At 35.4% G+C, this 18400-nt stretch carries 13 protein-coding genes and 1 riboswitch; of the genes, 2 read left to right on the plus strand and 11 right to left on the minus strand.

Annotated elements, in window-relative coordinates:
* Positions 1–555: 555 nt before the first annotated feature.
* The 3 genes from metE to FEZ13_RS05115 all read right to left on the minus strand — a co-directional run bounded on the left by metE (position 556) and on the right by FEZ13_RS05115 (position 5664).
* The gene (metE, locus tag FEZ13_RS05105) at positions 556–2853 is read right to left on the minus strand and encodes a 5-methyltetrahydropteroyltriglutamate--homocysteine S-methyltransferase (protein WP_146551711.1); all 2298 of its coding nucleotides are present in this window, start codon (positions 2851–2853) and stop codon (positions 556–558) included.
* A 212-nt stretch (positions 2854–3065) separates the two neighbouring features.
* A riboswitch (cobalamin riboswitch) is annotated at positions 3066–3244 on the minus strand.
* A gap of 360 nt (positions 3245–3604) precedes the next feature.
* On the minus strand, positions 3605–4780 hold the full coding sequence (locus FEZ13_RS05110; RefSeq protein ID WP_146551712.1) for an MFS transporter: 1176 nt from the start codon (positions 4778–4780) through the stop codon (positions 3605–3607).
* A gap of 53 nt (positions 4781–4833) precedes the next feature.
* Entirely contained in the window at positions 4834–5664 is an 831-nt protein-coding gene (locus tag FEZ13_RS05115) for a MerR family transcriptional regulator (protein ID WP_146551713.1), read from the minus strand.
* Positions 5665–5856: 192 nt separating this feature from the next.
* Between FEZ13_RS05115 and FEZ13_RS05120 the strand changes: the two genes are divergently transcribed.
* Entirely contained in the window at positions 5857–6693 is an 837-nt protein-coding gene (locus FEZ13_RS05120; protein ID WP_146551714.1) for a BRCT domain-containing protein, read from the plus strand.
* A gap of 492 nt (positions 6694–7185) precedes the next feature.
* A complete protein-coding gene (locus FEZ13_RS05125) occupies positions 7186–8943 on the plus strand; it encodes a helix-turn-helix domain-containing protein (RefSeq protein WP_146551715.1) in 1758 nt (585 codons plus the stop codon).
* A gap of 17 nt (positions 8944–8960) precedes the next feature.
* Here the strand turns inward: FEZ13_RS05125 and FEZ13_RS05130 are convergent, their stop codons facing one another.
* From FEZ13_RS05130 to FEZ13_RS05165, 8 genes are all read right to left on the minus strand, one after another.
* Positions 8961–10136 carry an amidohydrolase gene (locus tag FEZ13_RS05130; RefSeq protein ID WP_146551716.1) on the minus strand — a complete coding sequence of 392 codons (1176 nt, stop codon included), beginning with the start codon at positions 10134–10136 and terminating at the stop codon, positions 8961–8963.
* A 10-nt stretch (positions 10137–10146) separates the two neighbouring features.
* Positions 10147–11676, minus strand: coding sequence for an AbgT family transporter (locus FEZ13_RS05135; RefSeq protein ID WP_146551717.1), 1530 nt, complete (start codon positions 11674–11676; stop codon positions 10147–10149).
* 1129 nt (positions 11677–12805) lie between these two features.
* A complete protein-coding gene (locus FEZ13_RS05140; protein WP_146551718.1) occupies positions 12806–13228 on the minus strand; it encodes an OsmC family protein in 423 nt (140 codons plus the stop codon).
* A gap of 12 nt (positions 13229–13240) precedes the next feature.
* Positions 13241–13987 carry an amino acid ABC transporter ATP-binding protein gene (locus FEZ13_RS05145; RefSeq protein ID WP_146551719.1) on the minus strand — a complete coding sequence of 249 codons (747 nt, stop codon included), beginning with the start codon at positions 13985–13987 and terminating at the stop codon, positions 13241–13243.
* A gap of 12 nt (positions 13988–13999) precedes the next feature.
* Positions 14000–14641 (minus strand): amino acid ABC transporter permease, encoded by a 642-nt coding sequence (locus tag FEZ13_RS05150; protein WP_146551720.1) that lies wholly within the window; start codon positions 14639–14641, stop codon positions 14000–14002.
* Positions 14642–14658: 17 nt separating this feature from the next.
* Positions 14659–15477, minus strand: coding sequence for a substrate-binding periplasmic protein (locus FEZ13_RS05155; protein ID WP_186725775.1), 819 nt, complete (start codon positions 15475–15477; stop codon positions 14659–14661).
* A 14-nt stretch (positions 15478–15491) separates the two neighbouring features.
* Positions 15492–16115 (minus strand): TetR/AcrR family transcriptional regulator, encoded by a 624-nt coding sequence (locus FEZ13_RS05160; RefSeq protein WP_146551721.1) that lies wholly within the window; start codon positions 16113–16115, stop codon positions 15492–15494.
* A 245-nt stretch (positions 16116–16360) separates the two neighbouring features.
* On the minus strand, positions 16361–18055 hold the full coding sequence (locus tag FEZ13_RS05165) for an FAD-dependent oxidoreductase (RefSeq protein WP_146551722.1): 1695 nt from the start codon (positions 18053–18055) through the stop codon (positions 16361–16363).
* Positions 18056–18400 lie beyond the last annotated feature (345 nt).

Here is an 18400-nt window from a genome sequence, read left to right on the forward strand (position 1 = left end):
AATGTTGATATATCAATTTTTTAAGATTTTTTTAATTTTTTAGATGCTCTTTTAAAACATTAAATAAAAGCTTGTATATCTGAATCAATTTCATAATGTAAAATTCAGATAAAAAACACGAACATTTCAAATCAACATGAACATTAATATTCAGAAATTTTTGTTCCGCTCCAGACGGCGCTTTCCACGGGCTTGGCTTCAATCTCCTCGGGTCGACACGATGTTGACCCCGAAGCCGTTGCCACAGGACGTGGCGAACTTAGGCTTTGTCCCTTCAATTGTTCCTGCGGGGCTTTCGGCTCAAGCTTTTCCCGTAGGACTTTGAATAAGCCTCCTTGAACTCACACCGCACGAAGAAAATGCATGCATTTTCGAGGAGTCGCCGTCTTCCGCGCCACAACTATAAAATTAGCTATTATTAAATGTTCGTATTTTTTAAGAAGAAAATGATTTATGAAATTGATTCATCTACTTAACTAAAAGGAGTTAAGAACATTGAACAACATTCCTAACTCCTTGATGGTCAAATTATAGACTAAAACGATGATCTTATTGTTATGATTTTACAGAGGATGCTACGTCTTCTCGCAATGTTTTTGCTGCCTCTACCATGTTTTGAAGAGATGCAACAGTTTCTGTTTCACCACGCGTTTTTAAGCCACAATCAGGATTCACCCAAAATTGTGTTGGTTTCAATACTTCAAGACTTTCTTGCATGATCGTTTCCATCTCTTTTATCGATGGAACTCGTGGACTATGAATATCGTAAACACCTAAACCAATGCCTTTGTCGTATGGTGTTTCTTTTAGTGAATCGATTAACTCACCATGACTGCGAGATGTTTCAATGGAAATGACATCTGCATCCAATGCACTTATAGGCTCGATAAAATCATTGAATTCGCAGTAGCACATATGTGTATGAATTTGTGTTTGATCTTCAACAGATGAAGTAGCTAAACGGAAAGCCTTTACACCCCAATCTAAATATTCTGACCAATTTTCCTTGCGAAGAGGAAGTCCTTCACGCAAAGCAGGTTCATCCACTTGAATAATGGCTATTCCAGCTTTTTCAAGTGCTTCTATTTCTTTTTTCAATGCCAATGCAATTTGATAAGCAATTTCTTTACGTGGAATATCATCTCGTACAAATGACCAATTTAAAATAGTCACTGGCCCAGTGAGCATGCCCTTAACATAATGATTGGTTAAACTTTGTGCGTAAACGGATGATTTTACAGTCATTGGTTCTTTCCAAGCCACATCTCCATATATAATTGGTGGTTTTACACATCTAGATCCGTAAGAAACAACCCAAGCATTTTCTGTGAAAGCAAAGCCGTCTAATTTTTCACCAAAATATTCAACCATGTCAGTACGTTCAAATTCACCATGTACCAGAACATCTAGCCCTAAATCTTCTTGAATATGAATCCATCGTTCTGTTTCTTCCTTAACAAATGCTTCATAATCAGCATCTGATATTTTTTGTTTTCTCCACGCACTACGAGTTTTCTTTACTTCTGTAGATTGTGGAAAACTTCCGATTGTTGTTGTTGGGAATAATGGAAGCTCTAAAGCTTCGCGTTGAATTTCTTGACGTTTTTCAAATACACTTGACCGTTTAAAGTCTTCTTCTTTAATAGATGCCATCTCAGCTTTGACTGTTTCATTGTTACGTGATGCATCTTCTCTTAACAATTGAATAGCTTTAATACTTTCTGAAATAGCGTTATTACCTGGATCTTTTGGATTGTTAGCATAGCTTGTTAATTCTTTAAGCTCTATTATTTTTTCATCTGCAAATGCTAAGGCATTTTTTAATACAGGTGCCAATTTTTTCTCATAAGCAGTTGTTACTGGTACATGTTGTAGACTACAAGATGACTGAATCCATATGTTTTCACATTTGCTCAACTGTTGAATGGCTTGTAATGTATTATATTTTTCTGCTAGATCAGCTCTCCAAATATCACGACCATTAATAATACCTGCCGCTAATACTTTATTCTTTGGAAAGCCAAATTTTCGAAGTGCATCCATATTTCCTTTATAACCATGCACAAAGTCTAATCCAATACCTGCAACTGGAAGGTTTACGATTTCTTCAAAAAATGAAACGGACTCAAAATAAGTTTGAAGTAAAATTTTCGCATTCGGCACTTCTTCAACAATTTGTGAATAGATTTCTTTAACAGTTGCGATGTCACTTTTATCTAAAGTTGTAACAAGAGAAGGCTCTTCTATTTGTATCCATTCAGCTCCTGCTTCAACCAGTTGTTTTAGAACCTGAATATACAATGGAATCAGTTTTAAAATATACTCTGGTTCCGTTTTTGCATCATAACCTTTTGTTAAGCGACTAAATGTATAGGGCCCGATAATCGTTGGCTTAGCTTCAATCCCAAGCTCCTCTTTCGCTTCCTTGTAGGCTTTTAAAATCGTGTTTTCTGTAAGATGTAATTTTTGACCTTCGTATTCTGGTACAATATAGTGATAATTTGTATTAAACCATTTGGTCATTTCAGAAGCAACTTGTCCTTCTCGGCCACGTGCCATTGCATAATAGGTTCCAAGATCAACGGTTTCAGCTGTCCATTGATAGCGTTTTGGTACAAGTCCAAACATCACCGCTGTATCAAGCATGCGATCATAGTAAGTAAAATCACCGACCGTTACTTGATCGATCCCTAATGCTATTTGTTTCTTCAAATGGTCAAGGCGAAGTTGCTTCATGCGCTCATGTAATTCATGTTCGCTAATTTCTTGCTTCCAATAGCTTTCTACTGTGCGTTTCCACTCTCTATTTCCTCCGATATAAGGGTATCCAATGACTGAATTTGTATATTTCATATTTTCCTCTCCTCGTATATAGTAGAATTCTTTTCTGAACTACTGTTATTTTTAAAATTGAATCTTTGGGCAAATAAAAAAGCCATCTCCAAATACAGGAAATGGCTGTGTAAAAAAAGGCTATGCACAAATAAGCAATAACCTCGAAATTGCTTTCTTATCACTTCGTACTGTGAATCTCACTCCCCACCCCCTATCCTCGTAGGTCAATCGGTGTGTACTAGCTATTGGCAGGTCTCCTGGCTCATGATCATTGCTAATCGTACCTTCCCATTATCATAGTGGTTATTACGAGTCGCTCCCATTTACAGTTGCGGGACAGCGCCGGATTTTCACCGGTCTTCCCTTTTAATCCAAATTGTCATTTGGAACCATAACTTACACGCTATTAAATTGTCCTTTTACTATATCATACTTTTATCATTAGATTTTAAATATTCTATAATTTTAGAAAAAAATATGAAAATTACCTTGTTCTTAAAGCTTAAGTAGAAAAATTCCTCTATACCGATTTTTCTAATAGATTTACTAAACTATATTTTCAGGCGGATTGATTATCCAATTTAATCCCCTTGGATTTAGATAATTCGCTGATTTCCGCCTCCACTCCAATCTATATAAAGTGGCGGATTGTTTTCATGCACAATCAGATTGAGTGCATGCAACAGTTGCTCCCCCACCTATCGTTCATTCTCGTTTCTCTCTATACCTTGAGGTGGGGGTTTTACTACCGTTAATGCGGGATAAATATTTAATTTGAAACTTTTTTTGCATTTTTGCCGTATACGAAATGATAAACGATTAAACAAATTAAAATCCAAACAGTAACCGTACCATACAATGCTTTAAATGACATAAATGTCACTAAAATGCCGACTATATAAGGTCCGATCCCATTCGATAAATCTAGAAACATGAAGAACGTTGAAGTAGATAGTGACTTTCGATGTGATGGAGATTCTTGAATAGCGATTGCTTGAAAATTAGAAATAAGTGTCCCGTAACCAATACCGATCAAAACAGCAGATAGTAAAAATACCAAGCCAGTTTGTGCTATGCTCAATGTAAAAAAGCCCATAATGGTTAATATGAGCAATGGATAATTCACTCGATTCGCCCCAAATTGATCAAACCATTTTCCAGTAAAGGGTCTCGTTATGATCAGTGCAATAGCATAAACAATAAAAAAGAAACTTGATACAGAAACCAAATGGATTTCCTTGGCGTACTGTGTCAAAAATGATAGCAAACTTGAATAAGCTATCGCAATGAGGAAGATAACTATTGAAATAGGGATCGCTTTGGGTTCGATAAAATCTCTCCCATGAAATCCTTTCCTTGGTTCTTCCATTCCTTTAGGTTCCGGTACTTTTAAAAAACATGAAACTAGTAAATCAACAACAGCCACTATACTCCCTACTACAAAAACCGTTGTAAATGATGCGTGTTCATAAAGGAAAATGCCTAGAAATGGACCAAAAGCCATGGCAATATTCATAGAAGTTGCATAATATCCAGTACCTTCTCCGCGGCGATCATCTGGAATAAGCTCTGCAGATATAGTGCCAGCCGCAGTTGTAATACATCCATGCATAGCCCCCTGTATAAATCGGATGATGAACAAGACATATAAATCATCCACAACAATATGTAACAACATAGAAACTGTAAAGATACTAAGCGAACCAATAAGCATTCGCTTTCTACCCAATCGATCTAAATATTTTCCCGCAAATATTCTCGCTATAAGGGATGCTAATACAAATATTCCGGTTGCTAATCCTGCAACACTTTGATTTGTATGAAATTTTGTTGCAGTATAGACAGCAATCATGACCATTAATAGGTAAAAAACAACATGTGTAAAAAAATTAATTAAAAAGATAATGATAAAATCTTTTGTCCAAAGTTTGGATGACTGTACCAAAAGTCAATCCCTTCTTTCTGTCTATTTTACATTATCTATCATAAACCCTCCTCTTAGTGGAGAGTCAATGGAATGATTTTAACCCGTATTTCTTTTAGCCATTCTTTGGAATGATTAGAAATGATGCCATCCACAATTTTTCGAATATATAAAGGCCCTTCCGTTTGATAATTATGAACTCTGGCAAAACGTAAAAGTTTTTCTATGTATTTTCGATCATCTCCCATTTCCTCCCGCCATCTGATCACTGCAAAATCTCCTTCATCCACCGGTGTCATCATTTCCATCTTCATATGCAATGATTGATCTACTAATAAAAAAATGCCATCATAGGTGTTAACATTTTCAAGCTGATTTTCTATGTTTTTTAAATACCCAACATTCCCTATAACGATAGGTGCAATATGTTCATAATGTGATTTCAACTGACGCAACTCTGCCTCTATTTCTTTTAGGGAACCGACTTTCTTATTGACCTGAATCATATTATGTGCCTGAAAATGCTCAATATATGGTTTTTCTATTTTGTTTTCATCCTTTGTACCTTCCAATTCTATGACACGTGAAAAAAGTCCTTTTTCAATACGTTTTAAGACATCAATCTTCTCACGTGTTATTTTTCTAACATTTTCTAATACCGAGATAAAATCATCCAATTTACGGTTTTCTAATTGTTTTTTTATATCTTTTAAAGGGACTCCCATCATCTTCATATACAAAATAATATCAAGTTCCTTAAATTGCTCGATAGAATAGTATCGATAACCAGTTCCTGCATCCACCTCGCTCGGCTTGAATAATCCAATCTCATCATAGTAACGAAGCGTTTTAATAGAGATATTATTCAAGCGCGCCATCTGACCAATCGAGAATTTATTTTTCATCTATTGTCCTCTTTCTACATTTCTCTATTCTATTATAAAAGATTATCCATACATTTTTACAATATTTTCTTTATTTTTCATAAAATCATTAAAAGATACCGCTAGATTGGGTTTATTTTCTCAAAAATTTTTGAACGCATTATGCTAATATATTGATATACTAGAAACACCGTAACTACAGGAGGAAATCAGTTGGATTTTATTGCTATTGGAATAGAAACAGCCAATCAATGGAGAGATAGTGTTTGTTCGATTGAGCTTGTGAAAGTCGTACAAAATGAGATTGTAGATTCACTTTTTTCATATATAAACCCTAAACAAACATTTGATGAATATCATATTTCTCAGCATGGCATTACAGAAGATTTGGTGCAACATTCACCTACATTTCATACATTTTATCCAATTTTAGATGAATGGCTCACAAATCAATTTGTCATCGGTTATTATCATGATTATGATCAATCAGTTATAGAAGAAGCTTGTGCAACAATCGATAAACTTTCGCCATATTGTCGATTTGGTAGCATCCTTCCATTTATAAAAAATAGATTGCCCCATCAGCAAGATTTTTCGTTACAAACCCTTGCATCTCAATTTGAGATTTCTCTTGAAAAAGAACGTGCTGAAATCATCGCTGAACTTGTGTTAACTTTTCCAGAAAAATTTGATAATTTTTCCATCAATGAACTTACACATCAAGTTGTTTTTTCAACAGCTCATCAATCATCCTTTTATTCCCCTATTGACTTTCAAGATAAGACAGTTGTATTTACAGGTAAGCTGGAAGGATTTAGTAGATCGATGGTTGCAAAAAAAATCCGTGCAATCGGTGGGATATTTAGCAATACTGTCACTAAGCATACAGATATCCTTATTGTTAGTGATAGTAGTTGGCAAAAAGCACAATTAGGTCAGAAAAGTACGAAACTCCTAAAAGCAGAGCATTTACAAACGTTAGGCTATGCAATTGATATTATTCCTGAAAAAAACTTAAAAAAATCTAACACAGTTGATCATGAATTGTAGGAATTCCAATTTATTCTTTGAAGTTCAATGACATGTGTCGATTTTCCAAAAATCAGGTTACCTGTTTGCGTAATTTTGAAAACCACTGTATTTTAGCATCATTCGATTGGAGCAGAAATTTGCTCGAGTCCTCGATTAGGCTTGCGCATTTCCTTCGTGCGGTGTTGATTTGGAAAGTAATACAATGTCCCGCGGGAAAAGCGAATAGTTGAGAATCCACAGCGAAACGATTGAAGAAACGAAATCTAGGAACGTCACGTCCTGTGGCAACGATTCCGTGACCAACATTCTGTTTACCCTCAGCATTTACTCGCAGGAAAGCGAGCAAGCCAAATCATAAATCAACTAATATCCCTATATTAATAAAGCGGATAAAAAACATGTCTTAAGTTCCATTGAATTTTTGAAGACAAAAATTGTTTGATTTACTTTACTTGATGATAAAACCTAAAATGTCCTATATTGATATCAATTTGGAGGGGGAGCATACGCATGCAAAATAGTAATAGTTTATTGAAACAATGGCAGGCATTTATCGAAATAACTAAGAATATCAAAAAAGTTGGCAATAGCAAAAAAAGTATACAAAATATTATTGAAGTCGTTATCGATACGATTGAAAAGGTTGATGCTGGATTTTTACTTTTATGGAATCCTCATTATGAAGTTCTACGAATTGAGGCAGCTGTCAATTTTAAAGAGGAATTCTATATTCAAAACAAGCTAACTTTGGGTGAAGGAATTTCAGGTACCGTATTTGATACTGGTCAAACAATGGTTCTATACGGTGAAAATGCCATTGAAAAAGCGATGAAATCGATGAAGGAACCAAATTACCAGTATTATTTACAATCATCTGTTCAAGATATTCCTCCTAAAAGTTGCTTGTCTGTTCCTATTACCTATCAAGACGTGAAAATAGGGGTTTTAACATTAGATAATTTTTATTCAAATTCGTTATTCACAAAAGAAGAAATCGGCTTTGTAGAAGCAATAGCCACTCATATCGCGATGATAATCACCCTAAGTCAAGAAATACGTGAAAAGGAACAAAGTTCTCAGATGCTTAAAGACACGCTAGTTTCTCATCACCAACTGAATGACATTATGTTGAATGACAGAGGTTCAAAACAGCTCATCATGACACTATCTAAAATTATCGAAAAAGAAATCTTCTATTTTGATGCAGAAGGTCATTTTATTTTTACAAGCCATCCTCATAGTACACATAAAGCTGAGATTGTTGAATCCATGAACCAATTCATCCAGCAATTTCCGCTAGATAGTCACGATTATTTGGTATCATATCCAAATAAATCTTTTATCCATATTTTTAAAATCGCTTCTTCATATGGAATTACAGGTTATCTATTAGTAATTGGTCATAAACAATTACTAGATGTTTATTCAAAACTTACACTATCGCATAGTACCGCGATTATGGCAATTGAACAAATGAAAGAACAGAAAGAAATCGATTCTTTTATTCAAAAAAGGCAACATATATTTCAACAGTTATTGGAAAAGAATGCGGAAGAAGTATTAAAATCTATATTAGAAACGAAATATTATCATTACTTCTGTTTCCTATACTATAAAAATACTTCATACACAGAACAAAACTATTCATATCTTATTCAACGTGAATCTTACTATCAAACAAAATTTCATTCGATTGGTAATTGTCTATTCTTTCCTCAGCGAGACTCATTAGTAATACTAATCGCCATCAAAAAAGTCAACAGTCAACACTATTTTGAGAAAAAAATACATGAAATTTTTGATTTAGATCAGCATGAGCAAATATTAATCGGTCGTAGTGTCGATCATATTGATCAACTATTTTTATCTTACAAAGATATTGAATTTTTGAATTATACAAATTCTCATCGTAACGGTCAAATCACTTCTTATAAAACACTTGGATTGAATCGCTATTTACTATCAATATCTGAAATGGAACAACAATATTTTATACAAGAAATAATTGGACCTATCATCCCTATATCAGCAAAAAGTCCATCCAATAATGAACTATTGAATACACTGATTGAATATTTTAAGCAAAATAAAAATGTTGCTCGAACAGCCGAAGTTATGCATATTCATCAAAATACAGTTTACTATCGTATCGTACAAATAGAAGAAAAACTAAAAATAGATCTGAATAATATTCAACATGTCGCCAATATTCATGCTGCTTTATTTCTATATGAACATCATAGAAAAAATCCACAAGGTGGTGATTAGCCTTGTGGATTTTTTGATTAATGTTCTTGCAAATATTTTAAAGTTGCTACTCCTAGGGTATTAGCAGCAATTAATAGAGCTCTTTCATCAATATTAAACATAGGATGATGATGAGGATAGGTTTCTTCCCAATGAGGACTCTGTGCCCCTGTAAAAAAGAATACACCTGGAATCTGTTCTAAATAATAAGCAAAGTCTTCTCCTCCCATTAGTGGCTCACAAATATGTAGTTTTTCTACTCCCGGAACTTGTGGTGCCAGTTGAACTAAAAAGGCCGTTTCTTTTTCATGATTAATCACAGGCGGATAACCTCGAAAATATTGATAATCATAATCTGCTTTTGTAAGAAAACAAGATGCTTTTAATACTTCTTCAATTTCTTCTTCAAGTAATGTACGGGTTGTCTCATCGAATGTTCGTACAGTTCCCTTCATCTTAACAGAATCAGCAATTACATTAAAAGGATTCAATGCTTCAATATGTCCAATTGAAACTACAGCCGGTATTGTTGATTTGACACGTCTAGATACTAATTGTTGAAGATGTGTGATAAATTGTGCTGCTATGACAATAGAATCTTTTGTATTACTTGGGTCTGAACCATGACCACCCTGACCTTTGACAGTTATATGGATACGGTCTGAAGCAGCCATTATCGGTCCTTCTTTTACCATAATATTACCTAAAGGCTCTGTTGCCCATAGATGTGTTCCAAAGATGACGTCCACTCCTTCTAAACAGCCATCCTTTATCATTTCAATAGCTCCACCTGGGGCAATTTCTTCAGCATGTTGATGGATAAATACAATTGATCCTTCTATCTCATGTTGTAGTTTGTTTAATGCTTTCGCTAATACTAAAAGAGTTGCCGTATGCCCATCATGAGCACATGCATGCATTACCCCATCCACTTTTGACTTATACGGCAAATCACTTTGCTCTTGTATTGCTAGAGCATCAAAATCTGCTCTTAACGCCACCGTTTTTCCAGGCTTGGCACCATGTAACGTCGCTACAACTCCTCGCCCTCCGACACCCTCTTTTACTTCATGTCCAAGTGCTCGATGGTATTCTGCAATATAATTTGGTGTATTCACTTCTTGAAAAGACAATTCAGGATTTGCGTGTAAATAACGTCGGATTTCGACCATTTCATCATAATAATCTTTTAACAAATTAAACAGTTTTTCCATTGATAATCCCTCACTTTAAGTAAATTGAATCCCCTGGTCCAAGGGGTAGTCCAAGTAAAAACCACAAGCTAAATAATATAATCCATCCTATAGAAAATATTACTGAATAAGGAAGCAAGGAGGAGATTAATGTTCCAATTCCAACGCTTTTATCAAACCTTTTAGCAAATGCCAATAAGATGGCAAAATAGGCTAACATCGGGGTAATGGGATTTGTAATAGAATCTCCTATCCTATAAACTTGCTGGGTAAGTGCAGGACTATAATTTAAATACATAAACATCGGAACAAAGATTGGTGCCAATAATGCCCATTTAGCGGAAGCACTGGCGATTAATAAGTTGATACCGGCACAAATAATGATAAAGCCAATAATCATCGGCAGGCCCGTAAAGTGCATCGCTTGTAACGCTTCTGCCCCTTTTATTGCTACAATAGGACCGATATTACTCCAACCAAAATAAGCAATCATCTGTGCAGCCACAAACGCTAAAACAATAAACGAAGACATATCTGCAATAGATTTGAACATTTTTTCTGCAACATCTTTATCACTCTTAATCACTTTCGTCACTATTCCATAAGCTATAGCTGGTAATAAGAATAGGAATAACATGATGGGCACTATCCCTGTCATAAATGGAGATGATAAGAATCCACCCGTTTTGGGATCACGTAATATACCATTTGAAGGAACTACTGTGATTAAAATGATGATGACATAGATGGCCGTTACTATGCCTGCCCATTTTAAGCCTTTAGATTCAAGCGGAGTTAATGATTCAAGTTTTTCAGTATCTCCCTTATATTCATCAAATCTCGGAATTGTAAATTTATGTGCTACAAAAGTGCCTAATGCTACTAAAACAAAAGTAGAAACGATTAAAAAGTAATAGTTCATCGTTGCTCTTCCAACATAATTAGGTTCAACCAAACGAGCCGCAGATTCAGTGATTCCTAAAAGTAACACATCTAAAGAACTTATCAACAAATTTGCACTAAAACCTCCTGCAACAGCTGCATATGTGACGATTAATCCAGCCAAAGGATTTTTGCCAATGCTCATAAAGATTAAAGCAGCAATTGGTGGTAAGACAATAAATGCAGCATCAGCAGCCAAATTCCCAACGAGTCCAGTTAATATTAAAAAAGGAATAATTAATTTTTGTGGTGCACTCATGACAAATTTCTTCATCAAAGCTGCAATCAAACCTGTTTGTTCTGCTAAACCAATCCCAAGCATCGAGACAATAACCATTCCCAGTGGTGGAAAAGATGTAAAGTTTGTCAACATTTCACTTAAAATCTTGATAAGACCATCCTGATTGAGTAAATTTACAACCTCAATTTTTTCATTAGTCCCGGGTTTAACCGCAGAAACATTTAATTTTGCGAGAAACCACGATAATCCTAAAACGGCGAAAGCCATTATCACAAAAAGCGTTACTGGATCTGGTAATTTGTTTCCCGCTTTTTCAACCCCATCCAAAAACCGTTCGATCATTGATTTTTTCTTGTGCACATTTGCTATACTCTCCATATTTCCCCTCCTTATTTTCTGAATATTTAAATTATAGTGAATACTATCGAACATTGATATAGTGTAAACTATAAAATTACCTTTTGATTTTTAGAATTTTCTCTAAAAAATACTAGATATTTAGTCGATTTATAGATTTCTCACTATATAATGAATTATATAGGCGTGTTGATAATCCAATTTTCCCCATAAATATAATGTATTCGCTAATTTTCGCTCCGGCTTGTACGACTCATGTGGGCAAATACTGAACTCTTTGTTCAACAGGATATTGGTCATAGAATCTTTGCACAAGTCGTTGGTGTACTTAGATTCCATTTCTTAAATCGCTCATGCAGAGTCTCAACTGTCTGCTTTTTCCACTGGACATTGAATTCGCTTCACTTAATCCTATCCATTTCTTAACCAATGATCCATACAATACAAAATTCAAAGTCCCAAAATGCTAAAAATGTGCTAATTCCAGATTAGATAAAATGGACTATGATGCTGTACTGTAGATTTACTGGAATGTAAGTGGATGCTCCGAGATAGCTCCTTATAAAATGGAAGAAGTCATTTTCCATGAATCTAACGAATGAATTGAGGTGATGTTTCATGTGTAGCTTCACATTAGTTTTCACGCTTTCTTTTAACTGATAGGTTTTCATTGTAGTGTAGGATCTAAAATGCAGTAAATTGACTAAACCCATCTGCCAACCAGCCAACACAAAAAAAGCCCTCCACTCTATAAGAGTGGAGGACTTATTTGACTTATTTGACTACAATATCAAATTTTTTCTATATTAATTTTTTCGATGAATGGCACCTAATAACCATAGCAAAATACTTAGATCGTACAAAGTTCATTCCTTAGAAAGCTAGCCCTTTCCAAACAATCAAAAATCAATCCTTCGAACAAGTTTTATTTATAGACAATGTGAAAAAGTCTATCAAAAAAGATCAGAATCATTTACACAAAACCATTGACAGTACCGGATATTTTAAGCTTGGACTTAAATTATTGAAAATTATGAGTTTTTTAATCTTCAATTAAAATTAATGCAACGCTAGTAAAAATAGATAAATACTTAGAATCTATAGATGCATCAATCGAAATGGATAGGCTTTGTTTATTCTTTGAAAATGGCTATTCGAATGGTACATCTTTTCCATTTAAAATCAGTGAATGTGTAATGTCTGCTTTTAAAGAAGCTGAGACAGCACAATATTTTTCCTCACCCAATTTGATAGCTCTCCATATTTTGTGTGCATCGAGATCTCCATCAACTTTAAACGTCAAATGTGTTGCTGTAAACGCAGTCGGCATTTCTTCTCGTCGTGTGCCATCTACAACAATTTCTAGATTAGTGATTTTATCTAAATGTGGTTTCAAAATCATCGTTACATCAATACCGATACATCCAGCTACAGCGCTTAGCAGCATTTCTGTAGGTGTAGGTGCCTGACCTTCACCTCCATAATTTGGTGTCGCATCCATCGGCATTTTATAACCCGATGCTCCAATTGCTTCAAAAGCACGTCCACCTTGCCATTTAGCAGTAATTTGCATAGTATTCTCTCCTTAAAATTCAGTTACTTGTTGTAAGAATTGCTGAGCTCTATTCGTTTGTGGTCGTTCAAAAAATGCTTTAGGATTCGCATCTTCTACGATCACACCATCAGCCATAAATAAAATACGATCAGCTACGTTTTTGGCAAAGTTCATCTCATGTGTCACAATGATCATCGTCATACCTTCTTCAGCCAAACTTTTCATCACTTTCAGTACTTCACCAACTAATTCTGGATCTAATGCTGAAGTCGGCTCATCAAAAAGCATCAGTTTAGGCTCCATCGCTAATGCTCTTGCAATCGCGACTCTTTGTTGTTGACCCCCAGATAGCTGTGATGGATAAACATTCTCTTTATCTGACAGTCCAACTCTCTTTAATAAAGCTGAAGCAATAGTGTATGCTTTCTCTTTTTGCATTTTTTTCACGACGATAGGAGCTTCCGTCACATTTTCGATAACCGTTTTATGTGGGTACAGATTAAATTGTTGGAACACCATACCTGTTTCTTGACGTATGGCATAAATCGCTTTTTGCCATACTTTCTTAGAAGCATTGGCATCGATCTCATGTCCATTAACGGTTATCTTACCTTGTGTCATCTCTTCTAGTCCATTTATACATCTTAAAAACGTACTTTTACCTGAACCACTAGGTCCAATGACAGCAACTACTTGATGTGCAGGAATGGTTAAGTTGAGGTTTTTTAACACTTGATGGCTACCATAATTTTTATATAGTCCTTTAATATCTATCATTATCTGCACCTCCTAGTAAACTGATAATCGTTTTTCCAATTTGTTTAATATGAATGTAAAGAGTGTACTCATCAGCCAATACATGATGCCGATTGATAGATAGAATGGCATATATACATAATATTGAGCCACTAATAATTGAGCTGAGCGCATTAATTCCGTCACAGCAATAACCGAAACAAGAGAGGTTTCTTTTAACATACCAACAAATGTGTTGCCAAGTGGTGGAATCGCATATCGTATCGCTTGCGGAATAATGATGCGACGCATAGCTTGTTTCTCCGTCATCCCCGTTGCAAGCGCTGCCTCCGTTTGACCTTTTGGAACGGATTGAATCGCACCGCGGAATGCTTCAGAAACATAAGCCCCTATATTGATACTCAAAGCAATATAAGCAGCTGTTAATGGGCCAAGTTCGATTCCATAATCGACCAAACCATAGTAGACAATGACAATTTGAACAAGTGGTGGTGTTCCTCGAATAATGGAAACATAAGCTCTTGCGACATTACGCACAAAGCGATTGCCCTTTATACGAGCAATCGCAGCTAATAAACCAATGATTAAACCGAAGAACATGGATACCACTGTAATCAGTAGTGTGTAATAGGCTCCTTTTAATAGAAAAGGGATATTTTCTAAAACTAGATCCATGTTTGTTCCTACTTTCTCTATTCTGCTGGTGGTTCTTCTCCAAACCATTTGACGAAGATTTTCTTATACGTACCATCATTTTTCATATCTTCTAATGCTTTATTGATAGCTTTTGTGAATTTAGGATTTCCTTTTTTAACTGCTACAGCTGCTTTGTCTGCTTTAATGGCTTCTCCAACAGCTTTAATCTTATAACCGTTTTCTTCAATGATTGGTTTTAATGCATAAACATTGTTGATCGTTGCATCGATACGACCAGCATCTAAATCTTTTAAAGTGGTGATGACATCATCATATGTGCTAATTTTAAAATTGCCGACTTCTGGCATTAAATCATTTCGTAAATAGGTTTCATCATTTGTACCAAGACCTACGCCAATCGTTTTACCTTTAAAATCTTTTACTGATTTGATGTTGTTATTATTTTCTTTTACAATCACTTTTACTTCGTTTGTAATATAAGGTTCTGAGAAATCAATGGCTTTTTTACGTTCATCTGTAATAGTTACTTGACTAACAAGCGCATCAAATTTGCCTTTTTGCAAACCTGGGATTAATCCAGAGAAATCTTGTGCGACAAATTTGGCTTTTACATCAAGACGTTTTGCGATTTCCTTTGCAATATCAACATCGAAGCCCGTATATTCTTTATCTTTCCCCATATAGTTATAGGGTGCATATGTTCCCATGATTCCGATGGTCATTTCCCCATTTTTTTGAACCTTTGTTAAAGCATCGTTGTCTTTCGTTTCTTTTTTTGTTGCTGTTCCTCCGCACGCACTAAGTACCAAAACGGATGCGACTACAAGCGTTAATAACCAATTTATTTTCTTCACGTTTTTTCCTCCTGTTAGACACCGAAAATACCGAAAAATTCAAAATGTACGGTTTTTTCAATGATTTCTTGTAACGATTTTTCAGCGAAAGGATGATTTTCGCTTCGTTCTGTAAATAGCCAACGAGATAGCACACCTTCCAACAGACTCATGATAAAGACGGCCTGCATTTTAGGTTCCATTGATTGGTTTAACATTCCTAATTCTTTTGCACGTTGAATATTATTTGCAAAGGCTGTCTCCATATCAGATTTGATCTCATCCACTTTTTGTTGTAATAACGGTTGAGAATGCACACCCTTTAAAAGTATGTGTATCAAATATGGATTTTCCTCAGCAAAATGAAAAATTTGTTCAAATAAATGACTTGTAGAGATAGTGGATTCTTGGATTGAAGCTTTTGAATCGCGATAGCCAATTGCAATAGCCTCTAATATTTTTTTGCGTCCATCTTCAAGCATTTTTAAAGCAATAGCCTCTTTGCTTTTGAAATACCAGTAAAAAGTCCCTTGAGAGACATTTGCTTTTGCCACAATATCTGAAATCTTGGTATTCTCATAGCCGATAGTTGCGAACAACTCAAGTGCTATTTTAATCAACTGCTGCTCTCTTTCCTGTCTACGAACATCTGCTTGCATTCTTTTTCACCTCGACTGACTCGTTAGTCAATTAAATCCTATAAGATTACTAAAAATTAGTCAATAGTAATGCTCAAATTTTTTACTGTTTCAAGCAAACTATCATGATTGCTCCATCTACACTTAATATAATTACAGCTAAAATTGTTCATAGAACATCACAAATAAGCCACTAAAACCAAATTCAAATACATCGGTTTTAGTGGCTTATACTTACGTCTGTTCATGTGTGACTAAAAATATATTTATTTAAAATTATAATCTGTTACAATTTTTTCTCGATTCATAGTCACATCGTGAAAATATTCATATAAAGAAATACCTAAGAAGGATCCAGACACATTATATATATGATCATAACCTGAATTTTGTAGTGCCATGACTGCATTATAACTCCGTTGACCAGAGCGACAATGTACATAGACTGGTACATTTTTTGGAACTTCATCCATACGATCGCGTAATTCGCTCAATGGAATATTCATAGCATTGACTAAATGTCCATTAGCAAACTCTTTTTTTTCTCGAACATCTACAAATACCGCTCCACTTTCAGCCAACTCGCGGACTTCTGAAACATGAACTTGTTGATAGCGACCATATAAGATATTCAATCCGACAAGTGCCGCCAAGTTTACAACATCTTTTGCTGTACTGAACATTGGAGAATAGGTTAATTCTAATTCTTTTAAATCTTCTAATGTACCATCCATCATAATAAGTGTTGCTATAACATCGATCCGCTTATCGACATTTCCTTTCCCAATAGCTTGTGCGCCTAAAATGCGGCCTGTTGGTACTTCAAAAACTAGTTTAAAATGAAGTGGATGACTATTAGGCATTAAACTTACTTTATCTGGTGCAATAATATACACGCTATCAGCAGGAATTTCTGCTTTTTTGGCAGTCTTTTCATTCAAACCGGTTACTGCACAATTCAGATCGAAAATTTTTATACTCGAAGAACCGATTACTCCTTTGTTTTGATGTGGAATACCATACATATGATCAGCTGCTGCACGAGCTTGTCTTTGGGCAGGCCCCGCTAGAGCAAGACGCGTTGGTTTACGTATAATACGTTGATATACTTCAATCGCATCTCCTACTGCATAAATGGAAGGATCTGATGTTTGATAATTTTGATTTACTTTGATCCCGCCAAGTTCTCCGATTTCAAGACCTGCTTCTTTTGCCAAAGTGGTTTCAGGGCGAACACCGATTGCTAAAACGACTGCTTGTGCCTTCACTTGCTTACCTGAATTTAACACCACATGATCTTCTGCAACTTTTGCAAGACCATCTCCTAGAATCAATTGAATACCTTTATCTGTCATTTCTTTATGAAGGATTTGAGCCATATCATCATCAAAAGGCACCATAATTTGATGATTAAACTCTACTAAAGAAACGTTTTTACCTGCTAATTTTAGATTTTCTGCTACTTCAACCCCAATAAATCCTCCACCGATGACAGCAATATCATTTAAACCATCGCTTTTTATATAGTGATTTAAGCGTTCAATATCTGGTACATTACGTACAGTAAACACATGTGGCATATCAATACCTTCTAGATTAGGTACAAATGGATTTGCGCCAGGTGATAACACAAGCGTATCATAGCCTTCATCATATTGTTCACCCGTAGCTACATTTTTGACTGTGACTGTTTTTTGATCGCGATTAATTTTCACGACTTCTTGATGAACACGTGCTTCAATATTATATTTTGATTGAAAGCTTTGCGGACTCATCAGAACAAGCTTTTCGCTATTTTCAACAATCCCGCTTAAATGATAGGGTAAAGAACAGTTTGAAAAGGAAACATGAGGTCCTTTTTCAAACATGATAATTTCCGCTTGTTCATCTAATCTTCGAATACGTGCAGCAGTTGATGCACCACCTGCTACTCCACCAACAATTAAAAACTTTCTACCCATTCACTATCACTCCTTGGATTTATTAGCTCTGTGGAACCATACAGTTATCGATTTGTTCAAATAAAGCAAAATATTTTATACCTATATGGGTATATAAAATAATAAAATGATCGGACTGAATCTATTTCATAAAGTGAAGCTTCCATCAGTGAGGTTTTTCTTCATCCCCCACTGAATTAGAGGGACTCAGGTGAAAAGCACCACGTCCTGTGGCAACACCTGAGAGAGCAACATCTTGCCCGTCCAAACCAATTGGGCGCATGCGGCATTTGATCCCCCACCTATCTTTCTCGTTTCTCTCTAAACCTTAAGGTGTAGGTTTACTGCCCATTAAAGCCGGATAAA

The sequence above is a fragment of the Rummeliibacillus sp. SL167 genome, assembly GCF_007896505.1.
In the GTDB taxonomy this organism is placed as follows: Bacteria; Bacillota; Bacilli; order Bacillales_A; family Planococcaceae; genus Rummeliibacillus; species Rummeliibacillus suwonensis.